The organism is Pantoea rwandensis (genome assembly GCF_002095475.1).
GTDB lineage: Bacteria > Pseudomonadota > Gammaproteobacteria > Enterobacterales > Enterobacteriaceae > Pantoea > Pantoea rwandensis.
The window spans coordinates 67,582-86,704 of the sequence record NZ_MLFR01000010.1; the positions used below are offsets into that span (position 1 = coordinate 67,582).

12 protein-coding genes and 2 pseudogenes are annotated in these 19,123 nt (G+C 54.0%); 1 reads left to right on the plus strand and 13 read right to left on the minus strand.

Annotated features, from left to right (window positions below; translation table 11 throughout):
- Positions 1–156: 156 nt before the first annotated feature.
- The 5 genes from ldtD to cmoM form a co-directional block, all read right to left on the minus strand.
- Complete coding sequence (gene ldtD / locus HA51_RS11865; protein ID WP_084934707.1) at positions 157–1,971, minus strand: L,D-transpeptidase; 1,815 nt, start codon at positions 1,969–1,971, stop codon at positions 157–159.
- A gap of 155 nt (positions 1,972–2,126) precedes the next feature.
- Positions 2,127–6,593 carry a chromosome partition protein MukB gene (mukB, locus tag HA51_RS11870; RefSeq protein ID WP_084934708.1) on the minus strand — a complete coding sequence of 1,489 codons (4,467 nt, stop codon included), beginning with the start codon at positions 6,591–6,593 and terminating at the stop codon, positions 2,127–2,129.
- Positions 6,590–7,321, minus strand: a complete 732-nt coding sequence (mukE, locus tag HA51_RS11875) for a chromosome partition protein MukE (protein WP_084934709.1) — start codon at positions 7,319–7,321, stop codon at positions 6,590–6,592. Before mukE ends, mukB begins: the two co-directional genes overlap by 4 nt.
- On the minus strand, positions 7,302–8,624 hold the full coding sequence (gene mukF, locus HA51_RS11880; RefSeq protein WP_084934710.1) for a chromosome partition protein MukF: 1,323 nt from the start codon (positions 8,622–8,624) through the stop codon (positions 7,302–7,304). The genes mukE and mukF overlap by 20 nt, the downstream gene beginning before the upstream one ends.
- Before the next feature lie 11 nt (positions 8,625–8,635).
- Positions 8,636–9,409 (minus strand): tRNA uridine 5-oxyacetic acid(34) methyltransferase CmoM, encoded by a 774-nt coding sequence (gene cmoM / locus HA51_RS11885; RefSeq protein WP_084934711.1) that lies wholly within the window; start codon positions 9,407–9,409, stop codon positions 8,636–8,638.
- Between the two features lie 124 nt (positions 9,410–9,533).
- Between cmoM and elyC the strand changes: the two are divergent.
- Positions 9,534–10,318 (plus strand): annotated as a pseudogene (gene elyC / locus HA51_RS11890) (envelope biogenesis factor ElyC).
- Here elyC and HA51_RS11895 read toward each other — a convergent pair.
- The 8 genes and pseudogenes from HA51_RS11895 to ihfB form a co-directional block, all read right to left on the minus strand.
- Positions 10,298–11,191 carry a YcbJ family phosphotransferase gene (locus HA51_RS11895; RefSeq protein ID WP_084934712.1) on the minus strand — a complete coding sequence of 298 codons (894 nt, stop codon included), beginning with the start codon at positions 11,189–11,191 and terminating at the stop codon, positions 10,298–10,300. The pseudogene elyC and the gene HA51_RS11895 overlap by 21 nt on opposite strands.
- 110 nt (positions 11,192–11,301) lie before the next feature.
- A complete protein-coding gene (gene kdsB / locus HA51_RS11900) occupies positions 11,302–12,051 on the minus strand; it encodes a 3-deoxy-manno-octulosonate cytidylyltransferase (RefSeq protein ID WP_084934713.1) in 750 nt (249 codons plus the stop codon).
- Positions 12,048–12,230 carry a Trm112 family protein gene (locus HA51_RS11905; RefSeq protein ID WP_007887424.1) on the minus strand — a complete coding sequence of 61 codons (183 nt, stop codon included), beginning with the start codon at positions 12,228–12,230 and terminating at the stop codon, positions 12,048–12,050. The genes kdsB and HA51_RS11905 overlap by 4 nt, the downstream gene beginning before the upstream one ends.
- Before the next feature lie 93 nt (positions 12,231–12,323).
- Positions 12,324–13,541: a winged helix-turn-helix domain-containing protein gene (locus HA51_RS11910; RefSeq protein ID WP_084934714.1), complete on the minus strand. Its 1,218-nt coding sequence runs from the start codon at positions 13,539–13,541 to the stop codon at positions 12,324–12,326.
- Between the two features lie 23 nt (positions 13,542–13,564).
- The gene (gene lpxK / locus HA51_RS11915) at positions 13,565–14,551 is read right to left on the minus strand and encodes a tetraacyldisaccharide 4'-kinase (protein WP_084934715.1); all 987 of its coding nucleotides are present in this window, start codon (positions 14,549–14,551) and stop codon (positions 13,565–13,567) included.
- Positions 14,548–16,297: pseudogene (gene msbA, locus HA51_RS11920) on the minus strand (lipid A ABC transporter ATP-binding protein/permease MsbA). The gene lpxK and the pseudogene msbA overlap by 4 nt, the downstream one beginning before the upstream one ends.
- Positions 16,298–16,331: 34 nt before the next feature.
- Positions 16,332–18,590, minus strand: a complete 2,259-nt coding sequence (locus HA51_RS11925) for a DNA internalization-related competence protein ComEC/Rec2 (protein ID WP_084934716.1) — start codon at positions 18,588–18,590, stop codon at positions 16,332–16,334.
- Between the two features lie 203 nt (positions 18,591–18,793).
- Complete coding sequence (gene ihfB / locus HA51_RS11930; protein ID WP_084934717.1) at positions 18,794–19,078, minus strand: integration host factor subunit beta; 285 nt, start codon at positions 19,076–19,078, stop codon at positions 18,794–18,796.
- Between the last annotated feature and the right edge of the window lie 45 nt (positions 19,079–19,123).

The following is a 19,123-nucleotide window of genomic DNA, read 5'->3' on the forward strand; positions in this document are numbered from 1 at the left end:
AATGTGTAAAAAGTACACAAGGCCGAACAGTAACCGCAGCCTGGAAGTCAGTCAACCCGGAATATGGCAGGGACACACCAAAACCAATGCGAAATCAAATTTTTCGCAACGGGTTCTGATGTTTTCAATGGCGAGGGATAATAATGAAATCAACCACTAGAGCAGCAGCTTCCCGGCTTTGTTCAGCACCTGGCTACCAGAGCGCGCAGTGTTATCATAATTGTAAATATCTGTACGATACTGAGGCTGACCATCCGCCGCGACCCACGCGGTTAAATAATAAAGATTAACCGGGATGCGATGGCGAATCGGCACGTAGCGCGTGTCGCCCTGCTTTAACGTGTCGGAAATGCGACTGTCGTTCCAGCCCACATCCTGCAACAGCAAATCAGCCAGTTCCGAGGCTTTATTTACCCTTACGCAGCCAGAACTCAACGCACGGATGTCACGCTGGAACAAGCCATGGTTGGGCGTATCATGCAGGTAGATGGCATCCGAGCTAGGCATGTTAAATTTATAGCGACCCAGAGAGTTCATTGCCCCTGGCGCCTGACGAATGCGATAAGGGAAACTTGCTGCGGAAACCATATGCCAGTCAATCATTGACGGATCGACCACTTCTGCATCCGCACTCCATCCCGATAACAGGGTGTATCCATGTTTATAGAGATAGCTGGGGTCCTGTTTCACTTTTGGCACAATGTCCTGACGCACCAACGTGGTGGGCACATTCCACGGTGGATTGAGCACCACATTATTTAACGCACTGCGCATCAGCGGGGTTTTGCGATCGGGACGACCCACGATCACCCGCGATGACAGAATCGTGGCGCCGTTGTTGTAATAAGTGAGTGAATAGTTGGGGATGTTCACCATGATGCCGTTGTGCATATCATCCGGCAGCAGGCGTAGGCGCTGAATATTTAACGCCAGCAAAGAAGCCCGCATTTGCGGCGAGACGTTGAGCCACTCGCGCGTACGAGGGCCTATAGCACCATCATCCGCTAAGCCTTGCCAGTGCTGAAAGCGTTTTACCCCTTCCACCAGCGCGGCGTCATACACATTGTCGCCAGCAGGCGTCGCACTCGCCACGACGTTGCCGGTCGCGACAGGTGCCTGCGCAGACAAATCATTAACGCTGGCGGCCGATGGGCTCACCGCAATCGGCTGATTGCTCTGGCTGACCGGCACCGGCGCGGTTGGCACGGCATCATCGGCTGGGGTCGGTGTGCTACTGTGCGTGGCATCCGTCAACATGCCGGTGCGCTGCAAAATCTCACGCAGTGCAGGCACATCGTTACTGATTTGGCCGGGGCGCAGCGTTCCGCTATCACGCAGCTGTGGCCATGGACGATTATCGGTCAGCAATGCTTTAAGCGCACTGTGCATCGGTGCATATTGCGGATGCTGCGGTGCCAGAGAGACGACAAACGCACGACTACCTCCCCCATTCGCCGCATTCTGCCATTGATTAATGGCGGCGAGTGAAGGCATGGTGAGTTTGTAGGGTACGTTACTGTAGAGCCAGGTTTCACCCTGCGTTGGTACATTGGCAACAAACTGCAGATATCCCAACATCGCATCGCTCAGGACAATATCACGCGCCAAGCCCTTGATCTCGGGGTTAGTGAGCCGTTCCACCCAACGCGTAAACTGCGGTTGCACACCTGAAAGCGCCACTTCCGCCAGCTGCTGCTGAAAAGCCTGTACTGCCTCGTGGTCCTGCCACAGTGGCGCCATATTGCGTGAGGCGTAAATCCCGGCCAGACCGGGCAGATAGAAAGGTTGTTCGCTGGGGCTAAATGCCTGCTGTATCTGATGCTGGCTAGCTGCCACTGACATGATGCTATGTGACGTACCGGGCAATGCGGCGATAATCGCAGCATGACTGACAGCCAACGGCGATAATACCCATGCAACACTGAGTGCTAATACAGCACGACTGACTCTGCTTCTTTTGTTCAGCAACATCCCTGCCCCCTTCTCACCTAAGACACAGCGCCCTGTTATCGCCATGTACAGCCTTACTCTTATTATTGAGTATAAAATAAAAAACGGCATCTGCCTCAGTGTGCAAATGCCGCTTACAGATTAAACGGTGCGCTGTTTTTTAACCAGATTCGGCGCTAGGTATTTTCTGTTTCTAAATCAATATCGCTGTTTTCCGGCTTCACTGGGGCTGGGTCAGCCGAGAAACCACGCAGGCCCACCACGTGAACGTGTTCAGTGTTGTTGAACACTTTACGTACCAGCTTGTAAGTTGTGCCTTTTTCTGGGCTGATGTTCTCCGGCGCGGCAATCACCAACTGCATCTCCAGACGCTCGCACAGTTCAAACAAGGTGGCGATGGAACGGGCATCCAGACGCGCCGCTTCATCAAGGAACAGCAGACGGCACGGTGAAATATCTTTGCCGCGCAAACGTCGTGACTCCTCTTCCCAGCTCTGTACCACCATGACCAGAATTGACATACCGGTACCGATCGCCTCACCGGTCGACAGCGCACCACTTTCTGCGCGCAACCAACCGTCAGAACCACGGTTCACTTCCACTTCCATCTCCAGATAGTTGCGGTAGTCGAGCAGCTCTTCACCAATGGTTTGCGGCGTACGCTGGCCCATATCGATTTGCGGGTTGAGACGCTGATACAATTTTGCCAGTGCTTCAGAGAAGGTCAGGCGATTACTGGTGAACAGATCCTGGTGCGCCTCATGCTCTTCTGACAACGTATCCAGCAGCGTGGAGTGCGCTTCACGGACGTTAACGTTGAGACGCACACTGCGCACCTGGCCAAAGCTCACTGCCTGCAGGCCTTGGTTAAGCTGACGAATACGGTTCTGCTCGCGCTGAATGGTTTTGCGAATGATATTCGCGGCACTGCGTGAACTGATTGCCAGCGTCTGCTCACGCGCGGTCAGCTCTTCCGTCAGACGATTCAGCTCGATTTCCATCTGTTCGATGGCTTCGACAGGATCATCGGTACGGATGATGTCCTGACGAATACGCTCACGCAGATGCTGATACACCGCGATAAAGAACTGCACCTTACGTTCAGGGCGTTTGGGGTCTTCCGACATGCGTAACACATCGCGCAGGTGTTCGTTATCCGCCACCGCCAGACGCAGCGCACCCAATGCCTTATCCGACATTGAACGCAACTCATCACCGCCCAGATAGGCCATTTCACGGCGATGCAGTCGACGCTCCATGCCGTTCTCTTTCACCAGACGCAGCACTGTACACCAGCCCGCTTTAGCGCTGACGACCTGCTCACGAATCTGATGATAATCGCGCTCCAGCTTACGCAGTTTCTTCTGCAGGCTGTCCATCTCGGCTTCGCAGAACGTCAGCTGTTTCTCCAGCTGATTACGACGAGCACGGTTATGACTTAATGCGGTATAGAGTTCGTCGCGTCGGGCGCGAGCGCGCTCTTCGGCGCTGGCATCAGCATGGACGCCAATATCCTGCATCTCCTGCTGCAATTCCTTGAGCATGTCGCGCTTGGCGTCATAGGAGCTTTTCAACGAGGCTAGCACTTGTGAGTATTGCGTCAGCTGAGCCTGATGCTCACGCAGACGTTCGCGAGCGCGACTACGCTCACCTTCTGCCTGCTCCAGACGCTGGCGCAGCTTCTCGTTGAGATCGCTGTTGCCGGTCAACATGCCAGCTGAATCTTCATAGCTGAAGTGAGCGCGACGCTGCACCACTTCCGTCAGAGCAAAGGCTTGCTGACGTGCATCACGCTGCTGCTGCTGTGCTTGTTGGTAATCGCGTTCCAGCTGATCGTGCTGCTGAGGATCGCTCTGCAACACCGCCACCAGCGGCTCCAGCTTAGTGAGTTTGTTACTGTGTTGATGCAGGAAACGCGCCGCTTCCTGTGCTTCTTCGACGCGCTCGCGAATCTCTTCGCAGCGATCGCCTAGCGAATCATCCAACAGCAGGTTAACGCGCGGCAGCAAGCGGTTAAGCTGGCTAACGCCCTCTTTCGCCTGCTCGAATTGCGCGCGCTGCTGCTGGTTGTCATTTTCATGCTGTGCCAGCGCACGCTCCAGCTCACCACGACGGCTGTTCAGCTGACGGATAAGGGCTTCGGGATCCTCATCAAAGGCCACCGCTAAGTGACTGCCGATAAAACGGCTGAAGGATTGGTGTAAACGCTGAGTTTTCTGCACATCAAATGACAAGGTGGCGAAACGTTCAGCCAACTGCTCACGCTCGTTGCCGAGTAGCTCCAGCTGATTTTCACGCGCAGCGCGACCAAATAGCGGCACTTTCGGGAAACGGGAGTAGCGCCACTGACGCTCGGCCACTTTCACCACCACGGCACTTTCCAGCTCATCGACACTGAATACGCTGTCATCAAATGACTGCGGATCCCCTTCAATCAGGTAGAGGTCTTCTGGGCAATCGTCGAGGCCATCAAGCAGATCGCGGACCAGTGACAGGTCTGGCACCACAATCGCGTGGCGAGATGGACCATACAACGCAGAGAAGTACGGTGCGTCATCCAGCGTGACATCATCATAGATTTCTGACAGCAACACGCCGCCAAAGCGCTCAGCCAGTTGCGTCAGTCGCGCATCCTCGGCACCACCGGGTTGACTCAGGCGTTCAATCTGCTGTTCAACTTCACGTTTCCGTGCCGCCACATTGTCACGTTCAACGGTGGTCTCACGCTCACGTTCCAGCAGTAGTTGCATGAACTCGGTGATCTGCTGGCTATTGGTCAGTTCTTGCCCGGTCTGCTCGCTCAGTTGCGTCAGGATTTCCTGCGCCGCCAGCCAGTGTGGTGCACGCGCCGTAAGCGCTGTGATACGTTCGCGCAGTTGTTCCAGCTCCTGACGCATCAGCATGCGGCGTTCACCGGCATCAGCCACGCTTTCATTCAGCTGTTCAATCTGTGCTTCCAGCTCACGTTGCAGCCCTTCCAGCGCATCGGCATCGTACTGTTGCCCCTGACGTTTGCAGAAATCGGCTAGCAGACGCTCGGCCTCGTGCTGTTCACGCAGGCGGGTTTCCAGCTCATTCAGACGCAGGCGCAGCGAGGAGAGCTGATCGGCATGATGGCGCTGGTTGGTCGCATCGCGCAGCAAATCACGTCCTACCTGCCATGCTTCCTGACGACTGACTTCACCGGCAATGCTGGTGACCAGTGCTAACGCTTGGTCAAACTGGCTGTGTGCCGCTTCGGCCACACTCAGTTTTTGTTCCAGACGCAGCAGATGCTCGGTGGCTTCTTCTTCACGCGCCTGGAAGGTTTCCTGCCATTCGGCCGCGTTATCGATGGTCAGATCCGGTAACTGGCATTGCGCACGCGCTTTTTCCAGCGCCTGCAACGCTTGCTGATACTGAATTGCCCGCGTTTGCTGCACATCAAGTGCCTGCTGGAAATCGGCCAGTTGGCTTTTCAGTTCATCAACTTCAATTTCAGCTGCTTCAGATCGCGCTTCATTCTCTTCCTGCACTTCACGCGCTTCGGCGACCACTTCGTTCTGTTCTTCGAGACGGTAAGTCAGCTCTTCGAGATCGGCATCATAGCGTTCGATCTTCTCCTGCTGACGCATGGCCGTCTGCACCAGATTCAGGTGATCACTCGCGCCCTGATAATCGGTTTCCAGATCGTTTTCTGCACCGTTGTGCTCGGACAACTCACGCGCCATCTCAATATGGCGATACTGTTCTGATGCCAACTGGTTACGGCTGGTAAACAGCTCATTGCGCAGTTGCAGCGCCCCATCGAGGTGGATGCGACGCTCATTGGCGTGACGCATATAATCCGCCGACACATAGCTGGTGGCTTCAGAAATCAGATGCTTAAACAGGTCGCGATCGGATTGCGTAACGCGAATGGCTTCCAGCGTCATGCGGTTTTCACGCAGCGCCGCTTCCATATCCTGGAAGGCTTTACGCACGCCGCCGTTTTCCGGCAACAGATAATCACGCAGTGAACGGGTGATGGCGCTGGAGATACCGCCGTACAGTGAAGCTTCAATCAGGCGATAGAACTTACTGCGGTCACTGGCGGTACGCAGACGACGCGGCACGACACCCAGCTCAAACAGCACGGCATGATAGTCAGTGACAGAGTTGTACTGACGGAACTGCACGCCTTCCTGCGCTTCAACACGTTCTTTGACTTCCGCCAGCGGCAATACACGCGCCTGACGGCTATTAAGAATCTCGGTCAACATATCCGTCGGCAACGAATCGGTCGGCAGGCCGTGGATACTGAAAGGCTTGATATCCACCTTCTTATCGCGACCGGCTACCTGCTGCAGACGGACACCCACCACAACGCGCTGATGACGTGAGTTGACCACATCCAACACCGCATAACAGACGCCGGCGCGCAGTTTTCCGTGCAGACCTTTATCACGTGAACCAGAGGTGGCCCCCGCTTCGGTGGTGTTACGGAAATGCAGCAAGGTGAGATCGGGGATCAGTGCCGTGACGAAAGCCGCCATGGTGGTCGATTTACCCGCACCGTTACCGCCGGAGAGCGTGGTCACCAGCTCATCGAGATCAAAAGTACGCGCAAAGAAGCCGTTCCAGTTGATCAGCGTTAGCGAACGAAACTTACCGCGTTCAATCATTCCTGTTCATCCTCCGCGTTATCATTCGCATCGCTTTCAACGTCATTTTCGTTATCTGCATCATCACTCTCGTTGGCCGCGGCTTTGTTCTCCAGCGTCATGGCTTCGCCATCGCGGATCAGACGCAGCTGTGCTTCACGCGCATCATCACCGCTGCGCACATCCGCACCGAAGCGGAACACCGACTCCATGATGCGGAACTTGCTGCTGTCGTTGCCCATAAACCACACCATGCCTAAACGGCGCAGGCGGCTCAGTGAAGCACGCATTTTTCCTGCAGCTTGGCGCGATCCATCAGAGCCTGTCGAACGCTGGTTCACCAGCTTGAGCAGCTTGCTCTCATCCGCCAGTGACAGCAGTTCGTCATACAACTCCTGTTGGGTGAAAATCCCCTCATTGGCCAGACGCTCTGGGCTGAGGTAGAGATAACACAGGATTTTACCCACCATCATATCCAGCTCAGACAGTACCGAGCGCGGAATCAGCGTGGTCGAACGCGGACGCAGATAGAAGAATCCTTCCGGCGCTCGCATCAGCTCAACGTTGTAGCGAGCATAAAACTCTTCCAGGTACTCCTGGTAATCCATCAGAAAAGCGTGATTATCCAGCTCTTCAATACCAATGTGGCGTCCCGCGCGTAACTGGCTATCGAGCGCAGGGAAAATCGGGTTTGCCAGTGCCAACGCCAGTTTAACTGGCATCACTTGTTCAATATTTGTCGATGACATGTGCCTGCACCTTGGCTCCGTAATCATTAATAGTCTGCCATTCTGCCGGCAGACCGGCTAAATCAGCTTCGGCGACGCCGAGGCGTACGGCCTGATCGATGACGATACGCGCCAAATCAAAGTGACGCGCACGTGGGTATTGCGCCAGGTAATCGCGCATCACCGTAGCGAGATGGAGCGGCTTTTGCTCCAGCTTATAAATCTGCAATGCTTCTTCGATCATCGCGGCGAGCTGCTCACGAATCTCGTTAAACTCTTCGTACTCCATCTCCGGCGGCAGTTCACCCATCACCTCATCATTACGCAGCGTCATCTCTTCATCGCGCATATCGTAAAGACGGTCGGCATTCGCGTAGGTCAATGCCCAAGGCTGGTCGAAGTAATTCTGCACCGACAGGCGTAAACGTTGCGCAAAGACGCGGTTCTTGTCCATGTCGATGGCGGTACGGATAAATTTATGCACATGGCGGTCGTAGCCAATCCACAAGTCGATGGCCTGCTGACCCCAACTGATGATGCGGTCCAGCTTATTTTGCAGGTCAAACACCAGCTTATCGACAAAGCCCAAATCCGGGCTGCTCAACGTGGCGTCCTGAATGCGCAACAGATTGGCCTGCAATTTGTCACCTGCCGCTTCTAGCGTATCCTGCAGTTCACGCAGTGTGCCGGAGGTTTCTGACAACAGGAGTTCACAGCTTGAAATCGCTGCACGCCAGTCTTTGTTGAGCAGGTCAGCAATATCGGTTTTGACCGTTTGTTGTTGCTCATCCATCAGACGTTGTGTCATGTCGATGCTGTCGAAGATTTCTGCCACGGAATATTTCAGCGGGGCAAAGACATTGCGATGCCAGTGGAATTCATCACCGTCTTCTTCAGCGGCATCAGCAGCGCGTTTCAGCTCCTGTGCCACAATCGACAACTGCATTGACAGGCGCAGCGTGGAAAACTCGCGCTGGCGAATGTAATAATCGGTAATGCCGATGGCCAGCGGCGTCAGACGATAAATCGCATGGCCTTCAGTTAACTCGCTGGTAAAGCGATTGAGCAGGCGCTGACGCACCATGTCATTGATGGCGTTGTTGGCACGCACCTGCACGGTTTCGTGGGTTTGCTCAAAGGCTTTACTGACATGACGAAATGCATCGATCAGTTCACCTTCACTCATTTCACCGTCCATGCGCTCACCGTTTAAGGTGGCGATAGCCAGCAAAAAGGCCAGACGTTCTACCGGCAACGCAAGTGAAAAGTCATTCTTGCGCGCCCATGCCACCAATTCGGGGACCGTCTGGGAAAATTCGCTCATAGTTGATCCTTCTACCTGGGTTTGCGCGCGGTCACGTGGATATAACGCCCTAAACTTAAAAAGGGCTCCTGACGACAGTAGCGCCGTTCCATCTCAATAATGTCTTCTACGCTTTTCACGATGCCGGGCGGTGGCGGTTTCATGTAGTCAGAAAACACACGGATCCCTGCACGGCATTCAATCTCAAAGCCTGCATCGGCTAGCCAGCGATTAACATCCTCTGGATCGCGGGGGAAATCGGGCGACAGCGTGCGTTTTTTGCGTTTAGTCATATTGGCACGCAGATAGCCGAAATTGCCGAGCTGAAGTGTGCGGAACGTCAGGCTGTGCGCGTTGTAAAACATCAACGACAGCACGCCGCCGGGCTTCAGCGTTTGCCACAGCGCACGCAATACCGCTTCTGGTTCCGCGACCCACTCCAACACAGCGTGAAACAATACCAGATCAACTGGCTGATCCAAATGTTCGCCAACCCGCTGCGCGCTAATTTGTTTGAATTGCATGTTGTGGCTCACACCCTCGGTGTGCGCATGCGCTTCAGCCAGTTTGAGCATTTCAGCAGAGAGATCGCACAACAGGACCTGATGACCTCGCGCGGCCAGACCGCAAGAAATTTGTCCGACCCCGCCACCGGCATCCAGCACGGAAAGAGGGCCATCCGGCAAGGTCGGCAGTAGTGCATCGAGTTCGTCCCAAAGGATCGCTTGACGCACCAGCCCCTTACGGGTGCCATAAATGTTCTGCGAGAATTTGTCCGCCAGATCGTCAAAGTTACGATCCTGCATGATGATGGCTCCGGTTTGCTGCATTCAACTTGTGCTATTTTGTCACAGGCTCAACAAGAATGAACCTTTCACGCCACAGTAACTGTCTGGCTGCTGTTTTTTCGGACAAAAGGAGCAATTTTCCATGTTTTTTGCGTTAAAGAAATGGATTGGCGCGATGTTATTGCCTTTGCCACTGCTGTTGTCGCTGATGGCGGCGGGACTTTTACTACTCTGGTTTAGCCGTTGGCAAAAAAGCGGCAAAATCCTGATCTCTGCCAGCTGGCTACTGCTGTTGCTGCTCAGTTTGCAACCCATCGCCGACCGTTTGCTGCTGCCCCTCGAACGACAATATCCCACCTGGAACGGCACTGAACCTGTGGATTATATCGTGGTGCTGGGCGGTGGCTATACCTACAATCCGAATTGGGCACCGAGTTCTAACTTGCTCAACAACAGCCTGCCACGCGTGACTGAAGGTGTTCGACAGTGGCGCCGTTACCCGCAAGCTAAAATGATTTTTACGGGTGCTGCCGCAGGTTTAATCGCCGTAGCAATGCCAGCGTAGCGGCCGCCGTAGCAGAAAGTCTCGGGGTACCGCATGATGCAATCATTACGCTGGACCAACCGCACGATACCGGCGAAGAGGCACTGGCAGTGAAGCAGACGATTGGGCAACACCCGTTCCTGCTGGTCTCCTCAGCCAACCATCTGCCGCGTGCGATGCACTTTTTCCAGAGTGCCGGCATGAATCCACTGGCCGCTCCCGCCAACCAATTAGCGATTACGTCGCCAATCAGCGTATGGGATCGCCTTCTGCCTTCTCCGTATTGGTTGAGTCACAGTGAGCGTGCAATTTATGAAACCTTGGGGCGCATATGGCAGAGACTGAGGGGGGATGAACTCACCTCAGCCGAGCCAGGGAAGTAGCTGCTCACGGGCATGATTAAAGCGTGGGCGGTCAAACTGCCCACTGCTCACTAACGTATCGACGCAATCCCACAACTGATAGAGCCAGCGACGCCAGAGAAAGCCTTCGGAGACAGGTGCGCGCTGCAAATAGTGCCGCAGGAGCGACGCTTCAGCCCCATTGTCTGCCAGCCGCATCAGCTCATACTCACGCGGTGCCCACAAAATATTCCCCGGTTGCATCATCGCCACCAGTTGATCGCTGTGCGCATCCTTCAACATGCTGGCCAGGCGCAAATTACCGTGCATCAGCACGCAAGGGTCATCGAAATCGACAAACAATTTGCTTAGCTGCTGACGACTGCGAAATAAAATTTGTCGATCTTCCAGTGTAAAGGCGGGAGGAGAGAGATAACTCAGCGTTGACCACAGTACCTCAACACGCTGGCGATACCAGGCAGGCCAACTGTTTTCCTGCACACTGTCCACGCTCCCCACCAGACCGTGGCTGTCGATGCGGTGCCAGGCCAATACCCCTTCCACAATTTGCTCACACAGCTGTTCCCAACGCAGTACAGTGCGGGCTGGTGCTTCAGCGGAAACGCCATTGAAACGCGCCATCAGCAGCATTTCGTGCACGGGTTGCTGTTGGCTTAAGACCAAACCGAACACGGCGGGCACTGCAATTAGCCCGTCATGCCCCAACATGGTGAGTTTTTTAGCTTCCAGCGCGGCCCGGCCCTGATGGCGGAAATACTTCGCCACCAGCGGCATGGGTTTACAGTCGTTATCATAGAGTGCGTACAACCGCGATTGCGCCTGTTCGCTGATGGTTTCAAGGCGGCTGATACCTTCACCCAGTACCAGCGCCAGTTCTGAACGGAGCTGTTCCATGCGTTATCCTCCACAGCCAAATGACTTCACTATCCTGGAGGCCATGGTCGCGTAAAACTTAGCGCCAGATCAAACTTTGTGGCCAGCATGGAAAGCTGGCCGATAAGATATCAACGCTGCATGGCTGCACGCACGCGTGCTAAGTCTTCTGGCGTATCCACCCCGACACTTGGCACCGTCTGCGCCACAGCGACATGAATTTTCTCGCCGTACCACAACACGCGTAGCTGCTCGAGCAACTCAATGTGCTCTAGCGGACATGGCTCCCACGCAATGTAGCGACGGACAAAGCCTGCACGGTAAGCGTAGATACCAATGTGACGCAGTAGGGTATCGCCAATTTGCTCGCGCGATTTGGCATAGCGTTCGCGATCCCAGGGAATAGTGGCGCGCGAGAAATACAGCGCATAGCCTTTCGCGTCCATCACCACTTTCACTGCATTCGGGTTAAACGCTTCTTCTGCATCCGCAATGGGCACCGCCAGCGTCGCCATTCCCGCGTCGGCTTGTGCCAGGTTTTCGGCAACCTGACGCACAATTTCAGCCGGAATCATCGGCTCATCACCCTGCACGTTGACGATAATGGTGTCATCGGCAAACTGATACTTCTCAATCACTTCCGCCAGACGCTCAGTGCCGGACTGATGATCCGCGCGTGTCATACAGACTTCACCGCCCGCTGCAGTAACAGCCGCCGCCACTTCCGGATGGTCAGTGGCAACAATGACACGATCTGCGCCCGACTCACGGGCACGCTTCATCACATGCACCACCATGGGTTTGCCTTGAATATCGACCAAGGGCTTGCCCGGTAGACGTGTAGAGGCATAACGCGCGGGAATAATGGCGACAAAACTCATGGATGGATCTCTTCAACCGACAGCGTACGCGCTTCCACTTCCAATAACACTGGAATGCCATCACGCACCGGGTAAGCCAGGCCATCAGGTTTGCAGATCAGTTCCTGCTGTTCTTTATTGAAATACAGTTTTCCGTTGCAAACCGGACAGGCAACAATTTCAAGTAAACGGTGATCCATCATTTTCTCCTTTCAGCACCGACTATTCAGGCGCTAAGCATACCATAGCGTACCCGACGGCAGTGCGCCGGGTACGGCAAAATTAGGGTGATATTAACTGTTGATGGCCCATTGATGAGACCAAGCCGCGAGCAACTCTGGTGGTGCATTTTCGAGTATGACGTGATTCGCACCTTGCCACTGCGCAAAGCGGTTAATGGCTTTTTGCACATCATTGAGAAAGGCGTTGCTGATTCGCACACCGGGTTCCAACCAGAATGCCCGAATCACGAGCTGCTGAGCCTGCCGCTCCATCTTCGCATCAATACGTGCCTTTAATGCGCCACGATGCAGAACCGGTAGGACAAAATAACCATATTTGCGCTTCTCTGCGGGGGTGTAACACTCAATGCGGTAATCAAAATCGAACAGCTCCAGCGCTCGTCTACGATCCCACACCACCGGATCAAAGGGTGAAAGCAAAGCGGTATGCGTCGCAGAGGACAGGTTTTCCAACAGCGGCAATAAGTTATGGTGAAGCCACATTTCACCCAGTTGCTCGACCTCAACCCGCACGATTTCATCACGCGCTTGTGCAGCAGCCAGCCAGCTCTTGAGAGGGGCGCGTTTCAAACGATAATAATCCGCCAGCCAGCTAGCACGAAAAATGCCGAGGCTGCGCGCGCTGTGACTTAGCATCGCCAGCACGGCATCGTCTTCACTTAACGCATGCTGCGCGTCATCCCATTCTGGCATCACGCGGCTGCGCAGATCGTAAACACGCTGGAAGTTACGGCGCTCCACCACCATCAATTCACCAGCACTAAACAGATTTTCCAGGTGACGTTTATGCGGTTTCCACGCCCACCAACCCGGTTTGGTCTGTTTATCATTGGCAAAATCCGCTGCACGTACCGGACCTTGTTGTGCGATATGTTCCAGTAAATCAGCAATCTCCTGCTGGTGTTCCTCCACCCACTGTTCGCTGTATTTCCAGCCCAGACGTTGGGGTTCCAGCATGCGATGACGCAATAGCGGATAATCTTCAAAGGGGATAAAGCAGGCTTCGTGTGCCCAGTACTCAAACAGTGCACCCGAGGCCAAGGTCTCTTCCAGCCAGTTAGCCGGGTAAGTACCCAAGCGGCTAAACAACACCAGATAGGGACTGCGTGCCACTACGTTAATGGTGTCGATTTGTAGCAGGGACATTTGGCGGACGCTGGCATGAATATCTGGAAAGCGCGCACGGCGGCCCAGTGGACGTAACAACCCCTGTGCCGCTAAGTGGAGATGACGTGCATTTTGCAGAGAAAGGGAATCAGCGACAATCATAAACTCAGTTCCCTTTCACAGTGTTAGCGCGAGGCCATGCAGAGTTGGGTCAGATCGTCCAGAAGCGCGGCGAGTGGCTCACCTGACAGATGCGCATCAACGGGCAGATACCACCAGTTAGCGCGAGCGAAACCATGGCATTTCACCGCATCTTTTTCGGTCATCAACAAACATTGATGGGCTTGTGTTAAACGCGACAATTCGTCTTCGCTGTAGGCATGGTGGTCAGCAAAGGCCACTTCAGCCACGGGCTTCACACCCTGTTGTTTTAAGGTGTTGAAGAATCGGGGTGGATGTCCAATTCCTGCCATCGCGACGATCTCAGGGAGTTGGTTTAAGGGCGCCGTCTCACCACTTAACAGGTTCACGGCTAGCCCTGGCTGCAAGGTCATGGCAATTTCATTCGCCTGCGCCTCACCACCATTGACGATAATAGCATTGACGCTCTGCAGGCGTGACGCACGTTCACGCATCGGCCCGGCAGGTAACCACCAGCCATTACCAAAACGACGCATACCATCAATGACCACAATTTCCCGATCTCGCTGCAGCGCATAATGCTGCAGCCCGTCATCGGTGATGATGACATCCAGATCCTGTGTGGAAAGTAGACCTTCAACCGCCTGACGGCGTTTAGGGGCCACTGCCACCGGCGCTTGAGTTCGCTGTGCGATGAGCACTGGCTCATCGCCGGCCAATGCTGTAGCCGTTTCCGCCGTGACGAACAGAGGATAATGTTCAGATTTGCCACCGTAACCGCGCGACACGACGCCAGCACGAATACCACGCTGCTGCAGTGCCTGCACCAGCCAAATCACGACAGGCGTTTTCCCATTACCCCCGGCGGTCAGATTCCCCACCACAATCACTGGGCAAGGCGCCCGCCAACTCTTGCGCCAGCCACGTTGATAGCTGAGGCGAATCAGCGTACTGATTGCCCCATACAGCAGGCTGAGTGGCCACAACAGCAGCCACAAAGGCGAACGCCCGCTCCAGATGCGATCAATCATTGACCAAACTGCAGCTTGTGAAGTTGCGCATAGGCACCCTTCTGGGCCAGTAACACAGGGTGTGTGCCGCGTTCTACAATTCGGCCATCTTCCACCACCACAATTTCATCGGCTTTTTCGATGGTTGAAAGGCGGTGGGCAATCACGAGAGAAGTACGGTTTTTCTGTAACTCGTCCAGAGCAGCCTGAATCGCGCGCTCAGACTCCGTATCCAGCGCTGATGTCGCTTCATCGAGAATCAGAATCGGGCAATCACGCAGCAGCGCACGCGCGATGGCGATACGTTGACGCTGACCACCCGAGAGCAGTACACCATTCTCACCAATGACGGTATCCAGCCCGTTATCCATCTTCTTGATGAAATCCATCGCATGCGCCATGGTTGCAGCCTGTTCAATCTGCTCACGGGTATAATCGCCATTGCGCGCATAGGCGATGTTATTGGCAATGGTGTCATTGAACAGATGAACATTCTGGGAAACCAGAGCAACCTGATTACGCAGCGAACGCAGGGTGTATTCACGCAGGTCGTGCCCGTCCAGCAAAATCTCACCTGAATCGATGTCGTAAAAACGGGTAAGCAGACTGGCCATGGTAGATTTACCCGAGCCTGAGCGTCCCACCAACGCCACCGTTTTGCCCTCGGGCAATGAAAGGTTGATGTCGCGGAGTGCAGGGACTTCACGTCCCGGATAGGTGAAGGTGACATTACGGAATTCGACGTCGCCTTTTGCACGAGTCACTTCACGCTTACCGTTATCAATTTCCTGTTCGCTATCCAGAATGGAGAACAGCGTCTGGCAAGCTGCCATACCGCGCTGGAACTGCGCGTTAACGTTAGTCAGTGACTTCAAAGGACGCATCAGTGCAATCATCGAAGAGAACACCACGGTGATGGTACCCGCAGTCAATGTTTCCATCACGCTTGGGAAGCTGGCGGCATACAGGACAAATGCCAACGCCAGCGAAGCAATCAGTTGGATCACCGGGTCAGAAATTGAGGAAGCAGAAACCAGCTTCATGCCCTGCTGACGCATTTTATTGCTGACCTGTGAGAAGCGCTCCGCTTCGACATCCTGGCCACCAAAAATCAGCACTTCTTTATGCCCTTTCAGCATCTGTTCTGCACTGGTCGTCACCTGCCCCATAGTGTTCTGCATATTTTTACTGATGCTGCGGAAGCGCTTGGAGACGGTACGGATGGCAAAAGAAACAATCGGTGCCAGTACCACCAGAATCAACGACAGCTGCCAGCTGTAGTAAAACATCATGATGAACAGGCCGATGATGGAGGCCCCTTCACGTACCACCGTCACCAGTGCACTGGATGAGGAGGAAGCCACTTGTTCTGAGTCATAGGTAATACGCGAGAGCAGCGTACCGGTCGATTGCTGATCAAAAAAACGCGACCGGCATGCCCATCATATGACCAAACAAACGACGGCGCATATTCATGACGACGTTGCCGGAAACCCAAGAGATACAATAGCTGGAGATATAACTGGTGACGCCACGGATCAGCATCAGGCCAATCACGGCCAATGGCATCCACAGCATCACGGACTTATCGGCTTTCCCGAAGCCATCATCCAGTAAAGGCTTCAACAGCGACAACATTAATGTATCGCCAGCCGCATTGAGAATCAGCGCCACCGCAGACACAATCAGTCCAGCTTTGTGCGGCGCAATCATCGGCCAGAGTCGGCGGAATGTCTGCCACGTTGAGAGATCTTTGTCTTGATGCATTATTTATTCACGCTGTTTGAAATAGCCGCTCATTCTACCTGGAATCGCGTTTGACGCCAAACCACTGATGATACCAGCGGGGCATTATTTGCTCTCTTAAGCCCTTAATCTGCCAGCGACCTTGCCGAATGCCGATATGAATCTGGCCTGATTGTGCGGTGTCGTACCAAATGTAACCCTGTTGGCGATAGCGGCCCACTACGGCTTGTGCTGGCATCCGCCATGCGTTGTAGCGTGCTACAGAGGCCAGTGCAGCCTCTCCAGCAACACTACGTAACAGTAAAGGTCCCGACGATGTTCGGCTGCCATGATGTGGAACCTGTAAAAAAGTGCTGGCAAGCTGCTCTTTCTCTAGTGCGACCAATTTTTTTTCTGCTTCTAGCTCAAGATCGCCGGTTAGCAGCAGGCTGATGGTGCCATCATCCACGCGTACTACACAGGAGTCATTATTTTGCCCGTGTGTATTACCTGCAAGTGGCCAAAGCGCGGTAAAGGTCAGTTTCCCCCACTGCCATTGTTCTCCACGCTGACAAGGTAGATGCCCTACGTCTGCTAATGCACTGCGAATCGCCACGTTGGGATTAGCCTTTCGCAGCGAAGACAGCCCACCCTGATGATCCAAGTGCTTATGACTGATGATCACCGTTTGCAGATTTCTCCCATGATAATGCAGCCAAGGCAGAATCACGCGCGACCCGGCATCATCCTTTGACCAACGCGGGCCTGCATCATACATCACAACCTCATTCCCCTGAGTGATCGCGATAGCTAACCCATGGCCGATATCTATCATATCTACTTGCCAGTCGTCTTGTTCCGTCTGACTGCGCCAGAGAATGAAAGCCAGCGCCACGCAACAGGCTGGCAGTAGCAGCTGATAGATGATGCCGCTGCGCCACAGGAGTAAACCTAACCACAACACCGTCATTGCTAGCCATGCTTGATTGAGTGGCCACCAACCATCAGGTAATAGCATTAATCCTTGCATCACTTTATGAACTGAGTGATCGGCCAGCCACCATAGACCCGCAGAAACAGATGACACGGGAAATAATAGCGCCAGTAATATCAAAGGAACGGTGATCAAAGACACCACCGGCACAGCCAGCAGGTTGGCCAGTATCGCGCTGACACTGATGCCCTGAAAAAGGAAAATCTGCAGGGGTGCCATCAAAATCATCATGCCGAGCTGCAAATGCAGTAAACGTAATGGCAACCATCTTTTGGCTTTGCTGAACCGGGCTGGCAGAGCAAACCATTGAAACCAAATGATGAGCATCGCCACCGCGAGAGCAGACAACCAAAAGCTTTCTGACAGTACCGTGAGCGGGTCAAACCATAGCAGCCCGCCGATACACAACGTCCAGATTTGCCATCCGCTGAGTTGCCAGCCCGCAAGCCGCATCACCATCCACATCCCCAGTGCCACTATTGCCCGCTGTGCGGGAGCATGGCTGCCCGAAATCCAGCAGTAAATTGCCGCAGTGATAAAACTGCCCAACAGCGGCAAACTATAGCTAATGTAATGAGCAGGAAAGATAACTTGCAGACCACGAACCGCTAGCCACCCCACACTTGCGGCCAAGGCGATGTGCATACCAGAAATTGCCATCAAATGTGCGGTTCCGGTTTCCCGTAATAGCTGGCGTTGAATCTGGGTCAAATTTCCTCGTTCACCAAACGCCAACGCTTCTAATATCGCGGGCTGCTGCAAACCCTTCAGCACTGGTGAGTGATAGTCGATTAATTGCGAACGCGTGCTGCAATGCAATGACTCGGCATGTTGGCTGATGATGCGTCCCTGCAATGGCGTATGGTTCGCCAACGCAAATCGCTGTGCGTCAAATCCACCTTCATTTAAGCGCCCATGCACCGCGCGCAGGCGCAGTTTCATTTGCCAGCGCTGCCCAACACAAAATGGGGGTTCGGATGAGGTCGTACTGATCGTGGCGAATATGGGCGGAAACTGGTATCTATCGCCGACGCGTATAATTTGCGCCGTTATTTGCTGACTAGCGGGTTTCACTTCAGTGATACGTAATGTCACTTCAGCGGGGGCCGCCGTCAGCGTTTCAATCGCATTGAGAACCTGTCGTGCTTCAGCTAGCATCCATGCCAGCAGTAGCAGTGCGATGCCGATAACCCGTAACATTGGCCTTGAAATCAATCCAGCGATTAAGCCCCCCGCTCCGATCATGGCGATAGTTCCGGTCGAGGGTATTTGCGGCAATATCGTTAATGGTAACGCTGCAAGAATCACCGCTCGAGCCAGCACAATCCATGTCACACGCATTTATCTTCTCCCTGATAGAGTAGCGAGTTTGCGGGTCGTGAGGGCAAATAGCTTGCTGCGGATTTAGCTTCTTCGGTAGGGAGTCAGAACTTTTCGCGGGTATTACAGAGTGGTAGCTTGCTGATGGAAGTCGGATCGCATCTTTCATTTTAGGCAAAAAAAAACGACACCCAAGAGTGTCGTTTTTGTCGTTCGGTAACGGCTTAGCCGTAGATATTTGCACGGTCACGCAATTCTTTGCCTGGCTTGAAGTGGGGAACGTATTTACCTTCCAGATCCACTTTGTCACCCGTTTTCGGGTTACGACCAGTGCGCGGTGCGCGGTAGTGCAAAGAAAAGCTGCCGAATCCCCGGATTTCAATGCGCTCGCCTTGTGCCAACGTAGTGGCCATATGCTCGAGCATTTCTTTAACAGCATCCTCAACGACTTTCGCCGGAATATGAGTGTGCTGTCCAGCAAGTCTATCAATCAGTTCTGACTTGGTCATGTAACCTCCGGTTAATCCTTAATGGGAAAGGTATGACAGCTTTTA